A 17,268-nucleotide genomic window follows, 5' to 3' on the forward strand; every position below is an offset into this window, starting at 1 on the left:
CTGCCCCACCGGGCGCGAGGGCGCGGTGGGATGATGGGGCCGCCATGCATCCCGCTCCCCGCGCCACGCTCGGCGCACGGCTGCTCAGGGCCGCGGTGTTCGCCGCGGTCTGCGCCGTGCTGTCCGCCGTGGGGCACACGGTGGCGGCCTGCACCGCCGTCCCCTGGTGGGCGGTGGCGGCCGGATTCCTCGTGGTGTTCACCGTCGCGGCGCCGCTGGCGGGCCGGCCGCGCTCGACGGCCCGTGTGGTCGTGGCGCTGACGGCCGGACAACTCGGCCTGCACACCCTGTTCGGGCTCGCACAGCAGCGCGCGGCCCTGCCCGCGGGCACCGCGGGCGGCGACGCGATCGTGCGCACCGCCGCGACCCTGGTGTGCGGCGCTGGTCCCGGCCGGCTGACGCACGCGCGGGCGCTGCAGATCCTCCGCGATGCCGGTGTCCGGCCCGCGGACGTGCTCGCGGCGTCCGGCGGCGGCACGGGAGGCCGCGGCACGGGATCCGTCCCGAGCGCGCTCGCCGACATGGCCGGCATGCCGGGGATGCACGGGATGGCGGGAATGTCCGGGGTGACGACCATGCCGGGCATGGCCGGTTCCTCGGGGCTCGCCGCGCTGCTCCCCTCCCTGCCGATGGTTCTCGGCCACCTCCTCGCGGCGCTCGCCACCGGCTGGCTGCTGCGGCGCGGCGACCTCGCGCTGCTGCGTATCGCCGAGTTGTCCGCGCAGAGCACGCAGGGCCTCGGTGAGGTCCGCGAGACGCTGACCGACGCGGCGCGGCTGCGCGCCCTGCGCGCCGCGCTGACGCTCGTACGGCTGCTGCTGGCGGGGCTGCCGGGGGCGCGCTCGCCGCGGCGGCGTCCGGTGCCCTCCGCGTACGGCATACCGCCGACGCCCACGACGGTGGCACTCCAGCACACGGTGATCAGGCGCGGCCCGCCGGCCGCACTCGCGCTCGCTGCCTGACACGACCCCCTCGGTACCCGCCCGGAGCGGACGGGGCGGCGTCGTGATGCCGACGTGCGATCGCACGCGGCTCCCGTACCACCTCACCTCTCGCGGAGTGTTCTGTGTTCCCAGCCGAGAAGTTCCCGCCCGTCACGCCCATGCCGGCCGTGACGCACGAGTCGCCCGTGACGCCCGGTGTGTCCGCGCGCGCCGGCCGCTCCCGTACCCGGACCGGCCTGGCCCGGCTCGGCGTCGCGGGCTCCGTCGCCGCCGGTGCCGTACTGCTGCTCGCGGGCACCGCGTCCGCGCACGTGACCGTCCAGCCGCACGGCGACGCGGTCAAGGGCGGTTCCGCCGTCGTCGACTTCAAGGTGCCGAACGAGCGCGACAACGCCACCACCACGAAGATCGAAGTGGACTTCCCGACGGACCACCCGCTGGCCTCGGTGATGCCGGAGCCGGTGCCGGGCTGGAAGATCGACATCACCAAGTCCAAGCTCGCCAAGCCGGTCGAGCTGTACGGCAGTCAGGTCACCGAGGCCGTCTCCAAGGTCACCTGGACCGCGGAATCCGGCGCGGGCATCCCCGTAGGGCAGTTCCAGCTGTTCCCCGTCTCGCTCAGCACGCTGCCGAAGGACGCCGACCAGGTGACGTTCAAGGCCCTGCAGACGTACTCCAACAAGGAGATCGTCCGCTGGATCGAGACGCAGGCACCGGGCGCCCCCGAGCCGGAGGACCCGGCACCCGTCCTCAAGCTGACCGCCGCGTCCGCCGCCGAGGGCACCGCCGCGGGCCAGGGCAGCGCCTCCGGGCACCCGGCCGCGGCGGCCTCCGCCAAGGGCTCCACGGCGCAGGCTGCGTCCGCACCGGGCAGTTCCGACACCGTCGCGCGGGTGCTCGGCATCGTCGGCATCGTGATCGGGGCGGCCGGCGTGGCGTACGGGCTGCTCGTCGGACGGCGCCGCAGCGCCTGACCCGGCGGGTCCGTGCCGCCCGGCCGCCGTCGCGGCCGGGCGGCACGGCCAGGCGGCACGGCCCGGTCACCGGCCGGCGCCGCGACCGGTTCCGGCCGGCCGCGGCGCCCCCTGCCACTGCCCCTGCGCCGCTCCACGGAGCCGCGCTCCGGGACCCGGCCGCCATCCACCGGCCCCCACCCACGCACAACCACAGGAAAAACCACATGCGCAAGAAGACGTTCACCGCGGCAGCAGCCCTCATGGCGGTCGCCGCGCTCACCCTCACCGCCTGCGGGGGCGACAACAGCTCCAGCTCCAGCGCCAAGCCGAGTGCGGTCGCCGACGTCTCCGGCGGCCAGGCGCCCGGCGCCCCGACGGTCCTCGACCCGCCGTTCGCGAAGCCCGACCTCACCCTGACGGACACGCACGGCAAGCCGTACAACCTCCGTGCGGAGACGAAGAACAAGCCGACGCTGATCTACTTCGGCTACACGCACTGCCCGGACATCTGCCCCCTGACGATGAGCAACCTCGGCATCGCGCGCAAGGCGCTGCCGAAGGCCGAGCAGGACAAGCTCCAGGTCGTGTTCATCACGACGGACCCGGAGCGCGACACCCCCGCCGAGCTCGCCGAGTGGCTGCCGGCCGCGGGCGACCCCTCGTTCATCGGGCTCACGGGCAAGTTCACGACCATCCAGGCCGCCGCGAAGACGCTCGGCATCGGCATCGACCCGCCGAAGAAGGAGAAGGACGGCACGATCGTCTCCACGCACGGCGCCGAGGTGATCGCCTTCTCCCCGAAGACCAACGGCGGCTACCTGCTGTACGGGGACGAGACGACGTCCGACGACTACGCGAAGGCCTTCCCGAAGATCATCAAGGGGGAGCAGCCGTGACCCGCCACGCCTCCCTGAAGCCGGTCCTCGCACCGGCCGCCCTGCTGGTCGCGGCCGGGCTCGCGCTGACGGCGTGCTCGGACGGCGGCGGGAAGCCGAGCGCCGGCAGCCACAGCGGCGCGCCCGCGCTCGCGGTCTCCGGCGCCTACATGCCGCAGCCCGTCGGCGACCTCGCGGCCGGGTTCCTGGTCGTCAAGAACACCGGCAAGGGCGACGACGAGCTGACCTCGGTCACCAGCCCGCTGTCGGACAGCGTCTCCATCCACAAGACGGTCGACGACCGGATGGTGGAGGTGAAGTCCTTCGACGTCCCGCCGGGCGGCTCGCTCGACCTCGCCCGCGGCGGGAACCACATCATGCTGATGGGGATCAAGCACCCGCCCAAGCAGGGCCAGAGCATCGAACTGGACCTGCATTTCAAGAAGACCGGCGCGATCAAGGTCACCGTTCCCGTCAAGGCGGCCAACTTCCAGCCGCCCGCCACGCCGTGAGTGAGGGACACAAGACGCCATGAGTGCTGCCATCGCCCCGCCCCCCGCCCTGGGCGCCGCACCGGGGTCCGCCCCGTACCGTGCCCGCCCGCGCCGCTCGGGACGGATGTCCGGCGGCCCGCCCGCGACGCCGCTGCTGCGGCTGCTGACCGTCGCCGGGGTGCTCGTTGCCACCCTGCTGACGGTGTTCGCGGGCACCGCGTCGGCGCACGCCGCGCTGACCGGGAGCGACCCGAAGGACGGGGCGGTGGTGGCCACCGCGCCGAAGGCGGTCACGCTGTCGTTCTCCGAGCAGGTATCGCTCGGCAAGAAGGCGATACGGGTGCTCGCGCCGGACAACAAGCGCGTCGACACCGGGAAGATCGCCGATGTCAGCACCGCGTCCCGCGCGAGCTACCGGATCGCGCTGGGCCCGGGCCTCGCGAACGGCACCTACACGGTCGCCTGGCAGGCGGTCTCCGCCGACACCCACCCGGTGGCGGGGGCCTTCACCTTCTCCGTCGGCGCACCGTCGAAGACGACGGCGGACGTCGGCGGCCAGGGGGTGGGCGGTGGTCTCGTCGGCGTGCTCTACGGAGTGGCGCGGTACTTCTCGTACGCGGGGTTCGTGCTGCTCGTCGGCGGGGCCGCCTTCGTCCTGGTGTGCTGGCCGCGCGGCGCCTCGGCGCGGCCGCTGCAACGGCTCGTCGTGCGCGGCTGGGTGACGTTCACCGCGTCGACCCTCGCGCTGCTCCTGCTGCGCTCCCCGTACACCGGGTCGGGGAAGATCGCGGACGTCTTCGACCTGGGCGGACTCCAGGAGGTCCTCGGTACGAAGGAGGGCGCGGCGCTCGTGTCGCGGCTGCTGCTGCTCGGGGCGGCGGCGATCTTCGTGGCGGTGCTGTTCGGGGCGTACGCGCGACGCGGTGAGGAAGGCGCGCAGGAGGAAGCGGAAGCCGCGCGGGAGGAACGGGCCGAGCACGGCGAGCCGGGCCCGACCGGCGGCGGGAGCGGCCCTGGGGCCGAACGCCGGGACCTGGCCTTCGGGCTCGGCGCCGGCGGTGCGGTCGTCGCGGCGGGACTCGCGGCGACCTGGTCGCTGAGCGAGCACGCGTCGACCGGCATCCAGACCGCGCTCGCCATGCCCGTCGACATGGTGCACCTGCTGGCCGTGGCGTGCTGGCTGGGCGGCCTCGCGGCCCTGCTCGTGTCCCTGTACCGGGCGCCGTCGATCGACGCGGCGGCGGTACGGCGGTTCTCCACGCTCGCGTTCTGCAGTGTCGTGGCGCTGGTGGCGAGCGGGCTGTACCAGGCGTGGCGTCAGATCGGCACGTTCTCCGCGCTGACCTCGACGTCGTACGGGCGACTGCTGATGATCAAGGTCGGCCTGGTGGTCGTGGTCGTGGTGATCGCGTACTTCTCCCGTCGCTGGACGGCACGGCTTGCCGCGGCGCCGGTGGCCGCGCTCGCGGGCGCGGACGGCGGGCCGGACGGGGACGCCGTCGGGGACGAGCCGGTGGCCGCTTCCCAGGGCGCGGGACCGGGGACGGGTTCGGCCTCGGGTTCGGCTTCGGCCTCGCGTTCGGCTTCGGCCTCGGGTTCGGGTTCCCGCGGCGGCCCGGGTTCCGGCACGAACGCGGGATCCGGCTCCGGCGGCGGCAAGGGGAACACGGCGACCGACGGGGCGCGCGCGGCGCAACTCGCACGGCAGCGCACGGCGGTCGCGACGGCGAGCAAGAAGCGCGCGCGCGACGCCGACCCGGCCCGGGGCGGCCTGCGCCGGTCCGTCCTCGCGGAGGCGGGGGTCGCCGTCGCCGTACTGGCGCTGGCGACGGTCCTCTCGGACACCGAACCCGGCCGGACGGCGGAGGCCGCGGCGAAGAACCCGACGAGCGCGTCGGCCGCGGCCGTACTGCCGAAGGGCGGCCCGGTGGACCTGAGCATCCCCTTCGACACCGGCGGGCCGAAGGGCAAGGGCGTGGTGGAGTTCTATCTGGACCCGGCGCGCGTGGGTGGCGCGAACCTGGTGCACATCTACCTCAACGGCCCCGACGACCAGCCCCTGGACGTACCCCAGGTCAAGGCGAGCCTGACGCTGAAGGCCCGCGGCATCGGCCCGCTGGCGGTGACTCCGGAGCGCTTCGCGCCGGGCCACTGGGCGGCGGATCACGTCCAGATCCCGATGCCCGGCACCTGGCAGCTCGCCCTGACCGTCAGGACCTCCGACATCGACGAGACCACCGTCTACAAGAACATCACGATCGGCTGAGCCAGTGACCGAGACCTCGAAACACCCATCGAAGAACGGCGCGCGTGCGACCCGGCGGACCACGGCGGGCCCGGCGCCCACCGACGGCCGCACGGCCGGCGGCCCTTCCGCCGCTCCCGCCGGCTCCGGCTCCGGCTCCGACTCCGACTCCGCCGGGAACGGCGGCGGTACCGGCGAGGGCGCCGCGAGCGGCGGCGTCAGCCGGCGCCGCCTCCTCGGCGCGGCCGGAGCCGCCGGAGCCGGCGGGCTGGTCGTCGGCGCGGGCGGGGGCATCGGGGCGTACGCGGCGACGCGGCCCGCGGGGCCCGCGCCGCTGACCGGCCTCGGCTCCCACGCCGTCGCGTTCCACGGGGCCCACCAGGCGGGGATCACCACGCCGCCCCAGGCCGCCGGCCACCTCGCCGCCTTCGACCTGGCACCGGGCGCGGGCCGCGCGGAGGCCGTCGCGCTGATGCGCCGGTGGACGGCCTGCGCGGCCCCGATGGCCGAGGGGCGCCCCGCGCCCGACCACGACACGGGCATCGCTCTCGACGCGGGTCCCGCCGCACTCACCGTCACCTTCGGCTTCGGGCACGGCTTCTTCGACCGTACGGGCCTGACGAAGCAGCGCCCCGTCCAGCTGGATCCGCTGCCGGCTTTCTCCTCCGACCACCTCGACCCGGCCCGCAGCAACGGCGACCTGTGGGTGCAGATCGGCTCCGACGACGCCCTCGTCGCCTTCCACGCCCTGCGCGCCCTGCTGAAGGCCGCCGGAGCGGCGGCGCGGCTCCGCTGGCAGATGAGCGGCTTCAACCGCTCCCCCGGTGCCACCCCGCACCCGATGACCCCGCGCAACCTGATGGGCCAGATCGACGGCACCGGCAACCCGAAGCAGTCGGCGCCCCGCTTCGACGAACAGATCTTCGTGCCGTCGAAGCCGGCGGCCACGGGGAGCCCGCTCGCCGCTCCGGCGTGGATGGCGAACGGTTCGTACGCCGTCGTACGCCGTATCCGGATGCTGCTCGACGACTGGGAGAAGCTGCCGCTCTCCCACCAGGAGAAGGTCATCGGCCGTCGCAAGTCGGACGGCGCGCCGCTGACCGGCGGCACCGAGGACACCGCGATGGCGCTGACGAGGACCGGCCAGGACGGACAGCTCGTCATCCCCGCCGACGCGCACGCGCGCATCGCGCAGCCCGCGGCGAACGGCGGGGCAGCCATGCTGCGCAGGGCGTACTCGTACAACGACGGCGTCGACGCGGACGGCGCTCCGGACGCGGGCCTGCTGTTCGTCGCCTGGCAGGCGGATCCGCTCAAGGGGTTCGTGCCGGTGCAGCGCAAACTCGACCGGGGGGACGCCCTGTCGGCCTTCATCCGGCACGAGGCGAGCGGACTGTTCGCCGTGCCGGGCGGGGCGGCGCCGGGGGAGTACGTGGGCCAGCGGCTGCTGGAGTCGTGACCGGCGGGTCCTCGCGGGGCCCGTCCGCCGGTCGTCGGCACGCGGTACGGCGCCTGCGGGACCCCGCTAGGGTGGGCCGCATGTCGGCCACGCGTTACACGTACCTCGGGCCCGAGGGCACCTTCACCGAAGCCGCCCTGCGCATGCTCCCCGAAGCGGCCACCAGGGAGCTCGCGCCGATGGTGTCCGTACCGGCCGCCTTCGACGCCGTGCGGGCCGGGGAAGCGGCCGGCGCGTTCGCCGCGATCGAGAACTCGGTGGAGGGCGGCGTCACCGCGACCATCGACGAACTCACCGGCGGCGAACCGCTGACGATCTACCGCGAGGTGCTGCTGCCGATCACGTTCGCCCTGCTCGTGCGGCCGGGTACGGACCTCGCCGAGGTGCGCACGGTGACGGGCCACCCGGTGGCGCAGCCCCAGGTGCGCGACTGGCTGCGCGCCCATCTGCCCCAGGCCGCCTGGGAGTCGGCCGCGTCGAACGCGGACGGCGCCCGGCTGGTGCGCGAGGGCAAGTACGACGGCGCCTTCGCGGGCGTGTTCGCGGCGGCGACGTACGGTCTCGAACCGCTGTTCACGGAGATCCACGACGCGGCGAACGCGGTCACCCGGTTCGTCCTCGTCGGACGGCCCGGCCGGCCCGCCGCGCCGACCGGCGCCGACAAGACGTCCCTGGTGATCTGGCTGGGCGAGGACCATCCCGGCGCGCTGCTCGACCTGCTCCAGGAGTTCGCCGTACGCGGCGTCAACCTGATCCAGATCCAGTCCCGGCCGACCGGCGCGGGCATGGGGCAGTACTGCTTCACCGTCGACGCGGAGGGCCACATCGCGGAGCGCCGCGTCGCGGAGGCGCTGATGGGCCTGAAGCGGATCTGCCCGAAGGTGCGTTTCCTCGGCTCGTACCCGCGTGCGGGCGTGGCGCCCTCGGACGTACCGCCGCCGCGGGCCGGCACATCGGACGCCGCGTTCATCGAGGCGGCGGAGTGGCTCGCCCGGAGTCAGGACGGACGCTCCTGAGTCGTCGCGGCCGAGAGCGGCCCGTCGCTTGTCGCGCTCCCGCAGGTTCGGGCTGTGGGGGTTCGGGTCGTGGGGGTTCGGGGTTCGGGGTTCCGGGCCCGGTCCGTGGAGGTTCGCACTCCCGACCGCTCGGCCCGTCGTGGCGCGTCATCAGGGCCTTCCCCGATGACGCGCGACGCGCGCCCGCTGCCCGCGGCCCGGCCCGGCCCACCGCGGCCCGGCCCGGCTTCGGCCCGTAGCCCTGCGTGGGTGGGGCGGGGACGGGGTCCCGGGCGCTCGCCGGGGAGACCCCCGGCTCCTTTGTGCACAGCGACGTCGTTTCTGTGGATAACCCGCCTAGTTATCCACAGGTGTCACTCTCGACCTGAGGACAAGTCGACAAGACGGGTCCGATTCGTCGACAAATCTCCCGAGTCACCCTTTCGCTGTCCACAGGGTGTGGGGATGTGCCAAGCCCTCACTCCGGGTGATCGCCACGAGGGGAGGGGTAATTCCCACTCGAAGGAGTGGTGATTGCGGGTTTGAAAGCGGATTTGTCCGGCGGATGCTCACCACAGAAAATGATCAAGCTCGCTATCCACAGCGATAGCCCGAAGCCTGTGGATAACTAGCGCTGCAATCACCCCTCACTGTGGACAAGGGCCGCCAAGTCCCGCCTCGCGCAAGGGAGGTGAGTCAAGGCGAGAATGCGCGCATACCTCCCCACGGGGAATTCCGGGCACCATCTTGACAAACAACAGCGCACCCTCTGCCACTCGATCGACCATTTCCGACATTCAATCCAATTACGACTAATTACTGACAGAGGGTGAAGAACAGACACGCTATCAAGCCCCGCGTATATCCCGCGGGTATGGGGGTGAGGCGCGAGTGCGGGCACCGGTAGCCTTGGCAAGGTGATTGACCTTCGCCTGCTCCGTGAGGACCCCGACCGTGTCCGTGCCTCCCAGCGCGCCCGTGGAGAGGACGTCGGCCTCGTCGACGCACTGCTCTCCGCCGACGAGCGCCGCAGGTCGTCCGGCGTCCGCTTCGACGAGCTGCGCTCCGAGCAGAAGTCCCTCGGCAAGCTGATCCCCAAGGCAGGCCCCGAGGAGAAGGCGGAGCTGCTCAAGAAGGCCGAGCAGCTGAAGTCCGAGGTGAGGGCCGCCGACACCGCGCAGCACGAGGCGGACGAGCAGGCCCGGAGCCTCCTCCTCCAGCTCGGCAACATCGTCCACGAGGACGTGCCGGTGGGCGGTGAGGAGGACTTCACCGTCCTGGAGACCTACGGCACGATCCGCGACTTCGGCGCGGAGGGCTTCGAGCCGAAGGACCACCTGGAGCTGGGCGAGGCGCTCGGCGCCATCGACATGGAGCGCGGCGCGAAGGTGTCGGGCTCCCGCTTCTACTACCTGACGGGCGTCGGCGCGCTGCTGGAGCTCGCCCTCATCAACGCGGCCATCTCCCAGGCCACCGCCGCCGGGTTCACCCCGATGATCACCCCCGCGCTGGTGCGCCCCGCGGCCATGGAGGGCACCGGCTTCCTCGGCCAGGCCGCCGCCGACGTGTACCACCTGGAGCAGGACGACGCCTATCTCGTCGGGACGTCCGAGGTGCCGCTCGCCGCGTACCACATGGACGAGATCCTCGACGCGGACAAGCTGCCGCTGCGGTACGCGGGCTACTCCTCGTGCTTCCGCCGGGAGGCCGGCACGTACGGCAAGGACACCCGCGGCATCTTCCGCGTCCACCAGTTCGAGAAGGTCGAGATGTTCTCGTACGTGGCGCCCGAGGACGCCCAGGCGGAGCACCTGCGGCTGCTGGAGTGGGAGAAGGAGTGGCTCCTCGGCCTCGGCCTGCCCTTCCAGGTGATCGACGTGGCGTCGGGCGACCTGGGCGCCTCGGCGTCCCGCAAGTACGACTGCGAGGCGTGGATCCCGACGCAGGGCAAGTACCGCGAGCTGACGTCCGCGTCGAACTGCGACAGCTTCCAGGCGCGCCGGCTGTCCGTCAGGATGCGCGACGGCAAGCAGGTCAAGCCGCTGTCCACGCTCAACGGCACGCTCTGCGCGGTGCCCCGCACGATCGTGGCGATCCTGGAGAACCACCAGCAGGCCGACGGCTCGGTCTGGGTGCCCGAGGTCCTGCGGCCCTACCTCGGCGGCCGTGAGCTGCTGGAGGCGGTCGCCAAGTGAGCACCGGCGAGGTGCGCGGCGAAGCCGAATCCGCCGGCGGTGGCGCGGTGTTCCCGTACCGGCTGGTCGCGACCGACCTCGACGGCACGCTGCTGCGCGAGGACGGCTCGGTGTCCGGCCGTTCGCGCGCGGCACTCGCCGCCGTGACGGCGGCCGGCGCCGCGCACATCGTCGTCACCGGCAGGTCCGTGCCGTGGGCGCGCGACGTGCTGGCGGACCTGGGGTACGAGGGCATCGCCGTGTGCGGCCAGGGCTCGCAGGTCTACCACGCGGGCGAGCACAGGCTGCTCACGTCCCTGACGCTGGATCGCCAGGTCGCGCGGCTCGCGATCGAGAAGATCGAGGCGGAACTCGGCCGGCCGGCGCTCGCCGTCAGCCAGGACGGTGTCGAGGGGCTGGTGCTGACCGACGAGCGGTACGTGATCGGCGGACGCAAGGCCGACCGGGACCGGGCCAGGATGGTCCGGGACGCGGCGGACCTCTGGGCGGCGCCGATCAACAAGGTCTACCTCCAGCACCCCACGCTCGACGACGACCAACTGGCGCTCGCCGCCCGCGACATCGTCGGGGGACTGACGGACGTGCTGATGGCGGGCCCGGGCGCGGTGGAGCTGATACCGGTCGGCCTCACGAAGGCGCGGGGGCTCTCGCTCGCGGCACGGCGGCTCGGCGTCACGGCGCAGGAGACGATCGCGTTCGGCGACATGCCCAACGACCTGCCCATGTTCACGTGGGCCGCGTGGGGTGTCGCCATGGCCAACGCGCACCCGGACCTGCTGGCCGTGGCGGACGAGGTCACCGCGACGAACGCCGAGGACGGTGTCGCGATCGTCCTGGAGAAGCTGCTCGCCGACGGGCCGGCCACCGGCGCCTGAGCCCGGACGGCGTCCGGGCCCCCGGCCGGGTGGCGACCGGCACAGGGGAGGGGCGGCCCGCGCGACGCGCGCTCGAAGCGGCCGCCCCCGGACGGTGCGCCGGCGGCACGTCGCGGCGGACGTGTGGGCCCGCCGCGGTGCCGGCACAGCGCCGTCCCGCACGGCACGCCGCGGCTCGGACTCCGGGTCCCCGCGACGCGCCTCTCCCGGTCCTCGCGGACTTGTCGGTCCTCGCGGACTTCTCGATGCGCCCTGCTCGAACAAGTGTGCCGAGCGGCCGTCCGTCATGCCACCGAATATCCGCGTAAGGCACCGGCATGCGACGTCCTGTCCCGCTCTCCCGCCGACACGGCGAAGGCGCCGGTCCCCGCACCCGGCCGCCCCCGCCTCCGCTCCGGACGACGAAAGCGCCGGTCCCCACCCCAGGTGGGAACCGGCGCCGTCCTCGCGTCACGCCCAGGTGATCAGGCGCCTCGGCTGCTCCAGGATCGCGGCGACGTCCGCCAGCACCTTCGAGCCCAGCTCGCCGTCGACGAGGCGGTGGTCGAAGGAGAGCGCCAGCGTGGTGACCTGACGCGGCTTCACCTTGCCCTTGTGCACCCACGGCTGGGGCTTGATCGCACCGACCGCGAGGATCGCGGCCTCACCGGGGTTCAGGATGGGCGTGCCGGAGTCGATGCCGAAGACACCGACGTTGGTGATGGTGACGGTCCCTCCCTGCATGGCGCCCGGTGACGTACGGCCCTCGCGGGCGGTCGCCACCAGGTCGGCGAGGGACTCGGCCAACTGCGGCAGCGTCTTGTCCTGCGCGTCCTTGATGTTCGGCACGATCAGCCCGCGCGGGGTGGCCGCGGCGATGCCCAGGTTCACGTAGTGCTTGCGCACGATCTCCTGGTTGGCCTCGTCCCACGAGGCGTTGATCCCGGGGTTGCGCCGGATCGCGACGATCAGCGCCCGCGCGATGAGGAGCAGCGGGTTGACCCGCAGGCCCGCCATGTCCCGGTCGGCCTTCAGCTCCTCGACCAGCTTCACCGTGCGCGTCACGTCCACCGTGACGAACTCGGTGACGTGCGGCGCGGTGAAGGCGCTGCCGACCATGGCCGCGGCCGTGGCCTTGCGTACGCCCTTGATCGGGGTGCGGGTCTCGCGGGCGCCCGCCGCGACGGCCGGCTCGGCCGTCGGTGCCGCTGCCTGACCGGCCGGCGTGCCGGTCGGGGCCGCCGGCTCCGGCTGCGGAGCCGTCACCCCAGGGGAGGCCGGTGCCTGCTGCCCCGGCGCGGGGGCGGCGGCCGCGTGGACGTCCTCGCGGGTGATGATCCCGCCGGGACCGCTCGGCAGGACCGACGCGAGATCCACGCCGAGGTCCTTCGCCAGCTTGCGCACGGGCGGCTTGGCCAGCGGCCGCTCCCCGCTCACCGGCTCGGGCACCGGTTCCGGCTCGGCCGCCGACACCGGCTCGGCCGCGACCGGCGGCGCCGGCACGGGCTGCCCCGGTACGCCACCCGCGCCGCGCCGCGGACGGCGCTTCGTGGACGACTCGGCGACGCCGTAGCCGACCAGGACGGGGGTACGGGCCGGCGCGGCGGGTTCGGTGCCGTTCGCGGCCCCCTCGGGTGCACTCTCGTCCCCGCCGGAGCGCGCGGGAGCCTCCTGCGGGGCGATCGCGCCGGCCACCTGGACCGTGATGATCGCGGCACCGACGTCGACCGTCGTGCCCTCCTCGAACCGCAGTTCGTGCACGACACCGTCGTAGGGGATGGGCAGCTCGACGGCGGCCTTCGCCGTCTCCACCTCGCACACCACCTGGCCGTCGGTGACCGTCTCCCCGGGCGTCACGTACCACTTGAGGATCTCCGCCTCGGTGAGACCCTCGCCCACGTCGGGCATCTTGAACTCGCGGAAGTCCGCGGCGGCGGACGTTTCAGTCGTCATCTGCGGCACTCCTCAGTACGCCAGCGAGCGGTCGACGGAGTCGAGCACGCGGTCGAGGCCCGGCAGGTACTCGTCTTCCAGCCGGGCCGGCGGGTACGGGGTGTGGAAGCCGCCGACCCGCAGCACGGGTGCTTCCAGGTGGTAGAAGCAGCGCTCCGTGATCCGGGCGGCGATCTCCGCGCCCGAGCCGTAGAAGACCGGGGCCTCGTGGACGACCACGAGCCGGCGGGTGCGCTCCACGGACGCCTGCAGCGTGTCGAAGTCGATCGGGGACATCGACCGCAGGTCCACGACCTCCAGCGACTTGCCCTCCTCGGCGGCCGCCGCGGCGGCCTCCAGGCACACCTTCACCATCGGCCCGTACGCGGCGAGCGTCAGGTGCTCACCCTCGCGCACGACCTTCGCGCCGTGCAGCGGGCCGGGGATCGCCTCGGCGTCGACCTCGCTCTTGTCCCAGTAGCGCCGCTTCGGCTCGAAGAAGATGACCGGGTCGTCGGTCTGGATGGCCTGCTGCATCATCCAGTACGCGTCCGACGCGTTCGAGGGCGAGACGACCTTCAACCCCGCGACGTGCGCGAACAGCGCCTCGGGGGACTCGCTGTGGTGCTCCACCGCGCCGATGCCGCCGCCGTACGGGATGCGGATGACGATCGGCATCTTGACCTTGCCGAGCGAGCGGGCGTGCATCTTCGCGAGCTGCGTGACGATCTGGTCGTACGCGGGGAAGACGAAGCCGTCGAACTGGATCTCCACGACCGGCCGGTAGCCGCGCAGCGCGAGACCGATCGCCGTGCCGACGATGCCGGACTCGGCCAGCGGGGTGTCGATGACCCGGTCCTCGCCGAAGTCCTTCTGGAGGCCGTCGGTGACGCGGAAGACGCCGCCGAGCTTTCCGACGTCCTCACCCATGATGAGGACCTTGGGGTCGGTCTCCAGGGCCTTGCGCAGGGACTCGTTGATCGCCTTCGCGAGGGGGATCTTCTGGCTGCTCATGTCACTTGCCTCCCTCGGCGCCGGCGCCCGCGGCGGCGGACCCGTCAGGTCCTTCGTCGAAGGACGCCTGGTACGCGGCGAACGCCCTGCGCTCCTCGTCCACCAGCGAACTGCCGTCCGCGTAGGCGTTGTCGAAGATGGCCATCACATCCGGGTCGGGCATGGACCGCACGGCCTCACGCACCCGCCGGCCGAGGGCCTCGCTCTCCTCCTCCAACTGGGCGAAGAAGGCGTCGTCCGCGTACCCCTCCCGCTCCAGGTACCTGCGCAGCCGGAGGATGGGGTCCTTGGCGGTCCACGCCTCGCGCTCCTCGTCGGAGCGGTACTTCGACGGGTCGTCGGACGTGGTGTGCGCGCCCATGCGGTACGTGAACGCCTCGACCAGCATCGGGCCCGCGCCGCCCCGGCTGTGTTCGAGCGCGGCCCGGGTGACGGCCAGGCAGGCCAGCACGTCGTTGCCGTCGACCCGCACGCCGGGGAAGCCGTAGCCGCGGGCGCGCTGGTAGAGCGGCACCCGGGTCTGGCGCTCGGTGGGCTCGGAGATGGCCCACTGGTTGTTCTGGCAGAAGAAGACGACCGGCGCGTTGTAGACGGCCGAGAAGGTGAACGCCTCGGCGACGTCGCCCTGGCTGGACGCGCCGTCGCCGAAGTACGCGATCACGGCGGAGCCCGCGCCGTCCTTGGCGACGCCCATGGCGTAGCCGGTGGCGTGCAGGGTCTGCGAGCCGATGACGATCGTGTACAGGTGGAAGTTGTTACTGTTCGGGTCCCAGCCGCCGTTGTTCACGCCGCGGAACATGCCGAGCAGGTTCACCGGGTCGACGCCCCGGCACCAGGCGACACCGTGCTCGCGGTACGTGGGGAAGACGTAGTCGTCGTCGTTCAGGGCGCGGCCCGAGCCGATCTGCGCGGCCTCCTGGCCGAGCAGGGAGGCCCACAGGCCGAGCTCGCCCTGCCGCTGGAGCTGGGTGGCCTCGCCGTCGAAGCGGCGGGTCAGCACCATGTCGCGGTACAGGTCCCGGAACGATTCGGGCGTCAGGTCGGCGACGTACTCGTCGTAGTCCGGACGGGCCACGCGCTCACCCTCGGGGGTGAGCAGCTGCACGAGCTCGTCGTCGCGCTCGGCGGTCTCCGCGGCGCCGTGCGCGTCGGTCCCCGCGGTGCCGCTGGTGCCCCGGCTGCGGCTGCCCGCCGGTGTCCTGCCGCCCGCGGCCGTCCCCGGCGTCCCGTTGGCCCTGGACGTTCCGGCGCTCTTCGCGGTCTTCGCCGACCTGGCGGTCTTCGCCGTCTTCGCGGTCCCGGCCGGCGTGGCCGCCGCGGCGCGGGTCGTCTTCCTGCCCGCTCCGGCGTCCTGCGCCGCCTCGCCGCTTCGCGGTTTCCGCGCGGTGGTGCTCTCCACGGTCACGTACGTGTCCCTCCGTCTTTCCGGCCACCCGGGATCCGCCGGGTACCAGTGCGGTTCCGCCCGGTTCCTCCGGCCGCACGGGGTGTGTGCGGGAGCGCGAAGGCACCAGGCGTGACAGGTGCCCCGGCGAGCACCCGTGAAAAGGCACGTTACCCAGAGTGCAGCGTGACTGTGAAACCCCGCTTGACCTGCGACTTTCCTTGGATTTCCAAGTAAATCGGCGGAACGGGGGGACAGTGGCTGGTCAGGGCGTCGTGAACAGCCTCGCAGGCCGCCGGGACAACGGCACGTTATCCCGGGCCTTCGGCGGCAGGGAAGGGGTGAATGTGTGACACTGCGATTGTGGAAGAAAAGGACAAAATTACCGTATTCCTCCTGGATGACCATGAGGTCGTCCGACGGGGTGTCTACGAGCTGCTGTCCGTGGAGGATGACATCGAGGTCGTGGGCGAGGCCGGGACGGTCGCCGACGCGCTCGTACGGATTCCGGCCACCCGCCCCGACGTGGCGGTACTGGACGTCCGCCTGCCGGACGGCAGCGGCGTCGAGGTGTGCCGGGAGATCCGCTCCCGCGACGAGGACATCAAGTGCCTGATGCTCACGTCCTTCGCCGACGACGAGGCGCTGTTCGACGCGATCATGGCCGGTGCCTCGGGTTACGTCCTGAAGGCCATCCGCGGCAGCGAGCTGCTGACGGCCGTACGGGACGTGGCCGCGGGCCGGTCCCTGCTCGACCCGGTGGCGACGGCGCGGGTGCTGGAGCGGCTGCGGGGCGGCGACAACCCGCGGACGAACGACAAGCTCGCGAACCTCACCGACCAGGAGCGCAAGATCCTCGACCTGATCGGCGAGGGCCTGACGAACCGGGTGATCGGTGAGCGCCTGCACCTCGCCGAGAAAACGATCAAGAACTATGTGTCGGGCCTGCTGTCCAAGCTCGGCATGGAGCGGCGCTCGCAGGCGGCGGCCTACGTGGCCCGCCTCCAGGCGGAGAAGCGCTGACGGTGCGCGCCGCACGCGCGTCGGCCTGGGGACGCGCCGCACGCGCGTCGGCCTGGGGACGCGCCGCACGCGCGTCGGCCTGGGGACGCGCCGCACGCGCGTCGGCCTGGGTCCACGTGGCGTACGCGAGCGGGGCGCGGGCGCGCCACCGCCCGAGAGGTGGAGCGGGGGCGACGGGGACCGCACGGACGGGCCGACGGGCCGGGGTCCGCACGGGACCTAGGACCCCCCGTCTCGGGGCGGTCTGCCCTGTCGGAACGGCGGCCCGGTGACGCACAGTCGTGATATGCCCACCGAAGTTCCTGACGCGACCGAAGCCTCCGAGGCGACCGCGCTGCTGGCGCGTGTCCCGTACGGAAGGCTCGCGGCGACCCTGCGGGCCCTGCCCTTCGTCGCTCCTGCCCGCCATGTCGTCCTGCCGGACGGCCTTCTGCTGCGCATGCACCGGGGCCTCGGCTATCACCGCGCGTGCAGCGGCACCGTGGTCGCGTACGGGGCCGACAACCTGACGCAGCAGAACGTCGACGCGGCGTCCGGCTCCGTCTGGTCCGTGCAGTGCATCGGCACCGCGACGATCGTCCGGCCCACGGACGAGGAACGCGCCCTCTTCGGCCCGCCGCCCCCGCTGGTGGACGGTGAGCGGTTCGATGCGGTCCACCTGCGGCTCGTGCCGGAGCTGACGACGGTGCACCGGTTGGGCCCCGGTTCCGGGCCGAGCACAGAGCGACAGGGTCATCACGTAGCGTCAACTATCATCTGACGGGTGCCGCGCTCATCTGCCCTCGCCCCTCCCGTCGTCGCCGGCCGGACCGGCGACCCCGTCATCGTTCTGCGGACCGGTGACCCCGTCGTCGTCCCCCCGCTCGCCGAACCGGTCGCCCCACCCGACACCGAACCC

The 17,268-nt window shown here is 73.0% G+C and carries 14 protein-coding genes; 11 read left to right on the forward strand and 3 right to left on the reverse strand.

Going from position 1 to position 17,268, the window contains the following annotated elements:
• The first annotated feature begins 44 nt into the window (after nt 1–44).
• The 9 genes from OG310_RS17455 (at nt 45) to OG310_RS17495 (ending at nt 11,038) form a co-directional block, all read left to right on the forward strand.
• Entirely contained in the window at nt 45–962 is a 918-nt protein-coding gene (locus tag OG310_RS17455) for a hypothetical protein (protein WP_329456802.1), read from the forward strand.
• A gap of 104 nt (nt 963–1,066) precedes the next feature.
• Nucleotides 1,067–1,918 (forward strand): YcnI family copper-binding membrane protein, encoded by an 852-nt coding sequence (locus tag OG310_RS17460; RefSeq protein ID WP_329456803.1) that lies wholly within the window; start codon nt 1,067–1,069, stop codon nt 1,916–1,918.
• A gap of 206 nt (nt 1,919–2,124) precedes the next feature.
• Complete coding sequence (locus OG310_RS17465; RefSeq protein ID WP_329456804.1) at nt 2,125–2,796, forward strand: SCO family protein; 672 nt, start codon at nt 2,125–2,127, stop codon at nt 2,794–2,796.
• On the forward strand, nt 2,793–3,287 hold the full coding sequence (locus OG310_RS17470; protein WP_443078665.1) for a copper chaperone PCu(A)C: 495 nt from the start codon (nt 2,793–2,795) through the stop codon (nt 3,285–3,287). The genes OG310_RS17465 and OG310_RS17470 overlap by 4 nt, the downstream gene beginning before the upstream one ends.
• Before the next feature lie 106 nt (nt 3,288–3,393).
• A complete protein-coding gene (locus tag OG310_RS17475) occupies nt 3,394–5,535 on the forward strand; it encodes a copper resistance CopC/CopD family protein (RefSeq protein WP_329460226.1) in 2,142 nt (713 codons plus the stop codon).
• A gap of 4 nt (nt 5,536–5,539) precedes the next feature.
• Nucleotides 5,540–6,973 carry an iron uptake transporter deferrochelatase/peroxidase subunit gene (efeB, locus tag OG310_RS17480; RefSeq protein WP_329456805.1) on the forward strand — a complete coding sequence of 478 codons (1,434 nt, stop codon included), beginning with the start codon at nt 5,540–5,542 and terminating at the stop codon, nt 6,971–6,973.
• Nucleotides 6,974–7,053: 80 nt separating this feature from the next.
• Entirely contained in the window at nt 7,054–7,989 is a 936-nt protein-coding gene (gene pheA, locus OG310_RS17485; protein ID WP_329456806.1) for a prephenate dehydratase, read from the forward strand.
• A gap of 896 nt (nt 7,990–8,885) precedes the next feature.
• Nucleotides 8,886–10,163 carry a serine--tRNA ligase gene (gene serS, locus OG310_RS17490; protein ID WP_329456807.1) on the forward strand — a complete coding sequence of 426 codons (1,278 nt, stop codon included), beginning with the start codon at nt 8,886–8,888 and terminating at the stop codon, nt 10,161–10,163.
• Nucleotides 10,160–11,038 carry an HAD family hydrolase gene (locus OG310_RS17495; protein ID WP_329456808.1) on the forward strand — a complete coding sequence of 293 codons (879 nt, stop codon included), beginning with the start codon at nt 10,160–10,162 and terminating at the stop codon, nt 11,036–11,038. The genes serS and OG310_RS17495 overlap by 4 nt, the downstream gene beginning before the upstream one ends.
• Nucleotides 11,039–11,488: 450 nt before the next feature.
• On the opposite strand, the gene OG310_RS17500 is transcribed toward OG310_RS17495, so the two are convergent.
• From OG310_RS17500 to pdhA, 3 genes are read right to left on the reverse strand one after another with little or no spacing between them, the layout of a single operon-like run.
• On the reverse strand, nt 11,489–12,970 hold the full coding sequence (locus tag OG310_RS17500) for a dihydrolipoamide acetyltransferase family protein (protein ID WP_329456809.1): 1,482 nt from the start codon (nt 12,968–12,970) through the stop codon (nt 11,489–11,491).
• A 12-nt stretch (nt 12,971–12,982) separates the two neighbouring features.
• Nucleotides 12,983–13,963 (reverse strand): alpha-ketoacid dehydrogenase subunit beta, encoded by a 981-nt coding sequence (locus tag OG310_RS17505; RefSeq protein WP_329456810.1) that lies wholly within the window; start codon nt 13,961–13,963, stop codon nt 12,983–12,985.
• 1 nt (nt 13,964) lies between these two features.
• Nucleotides 13,965–15,368, reverse strand: coding sequence for a pyruvate dehydrogenase (acetyl-transferring) E1 component subunit alpha (pdhA, locus tag OG310_RS17510; protein WP_329456811.1), 1,404 nt, complete (start codon nt 15,366–15,368; stop codon nt 13,965–13,967).
• Between the two features lie 342 nt (nt 15,369–15,710).
• Between pdhA and OG310_RS17515 the strand changes: the two genes are divergently transcribed.
• Both OG310_RS17515 and OG310_RS17520 read left to right on the forward strand, forming a co-directional pair.
• The gene (locus OG310_RS17515; protein WP_329456812.1) at nt 15,711–16,370 is read left to right on the forward strand and encodes a response regulator transcription factor; all 660 of its coding nucleotides are present in this window, start codon (nt 15,711–15,713) and stop codon (nt 16,368–16,370) included.
• A gap of 286 nt (nt 16,371–16,656) precedes the next feature.
• On the forward strand, nt 16,657–17,130 hold the full coding sequence (locus OG310_RS17520) for a pyridoxamine 5'-phosphate oxidase family protein (protein ID WP_329456813.1): 474 nt from the start codon (nt 16,657–16,659) through the stop codon (nt 17,128–17,130).
• Nucleotides 17,131–17,268 lie beyond the last annotated feature (138 nt).

The organism is Streptomyces sp. NBC_01497, from assembly GCF_036250695.1.
GTDB lineage: Bacteria > Actinomycetota > Actinomycetes > Streptomycetales > Streptomycetaceae > Streptomyces.

Excerpts from the sequence above, each read along its gene's own strand:
- OG310_RS17455 (WP_329456802.1), top strand. The coding sequence starts at position 45 with ATGCATCCCGCTCCCCGCGCCACGCTCGGCGCACGGCTGCTCAGGGCC.
- OG310_RS17465 (WP_329456804.1), top strand. The coding sequence starts at position 2,125 with ATGCGCAAGAAGACGTTCACCGCGGCAGCAGCCCTCATGGCGGTCGCC.
- OG310_RS17475 (WP_329460226.1), top strand. The coding sequence starts at position 3,394 with ATGTCCGGCGGCCCGCCCGCGACGCCGCTGCTGCGGCTGCTGACCGTC.
- pheA (WP_329456806.1), top strand. The coding sequence starts at position 7,054 with ATGTCGGCCACGCGTTACACGTACCTCGGGCCCGAGGGCACCTTCACC.
- OG310_RS17500 (WP_329456809.1), bottom strand. The coding sequence starts at position 12,970 with ATGACGACTGAAACGTCCGCCGCCGCGGACTTCCGCGAGTTCAAGATG.
- OG310_RS17505 (WP_329456810.1), bottom strand. The coding sequence starts at position 13,963 with ATGAGCAGCCAGAAGATCCCCCTCGCGAAGGCGATCAACGAGTCCCTG.
- OG310_RS17520 (WP_329456813.1), top strand. The coding sequence starts at position 16,657 with ATGCCCACCGAAGTTCCTGACGCGACCGAAGCCTCCGAGGCGACCGCG.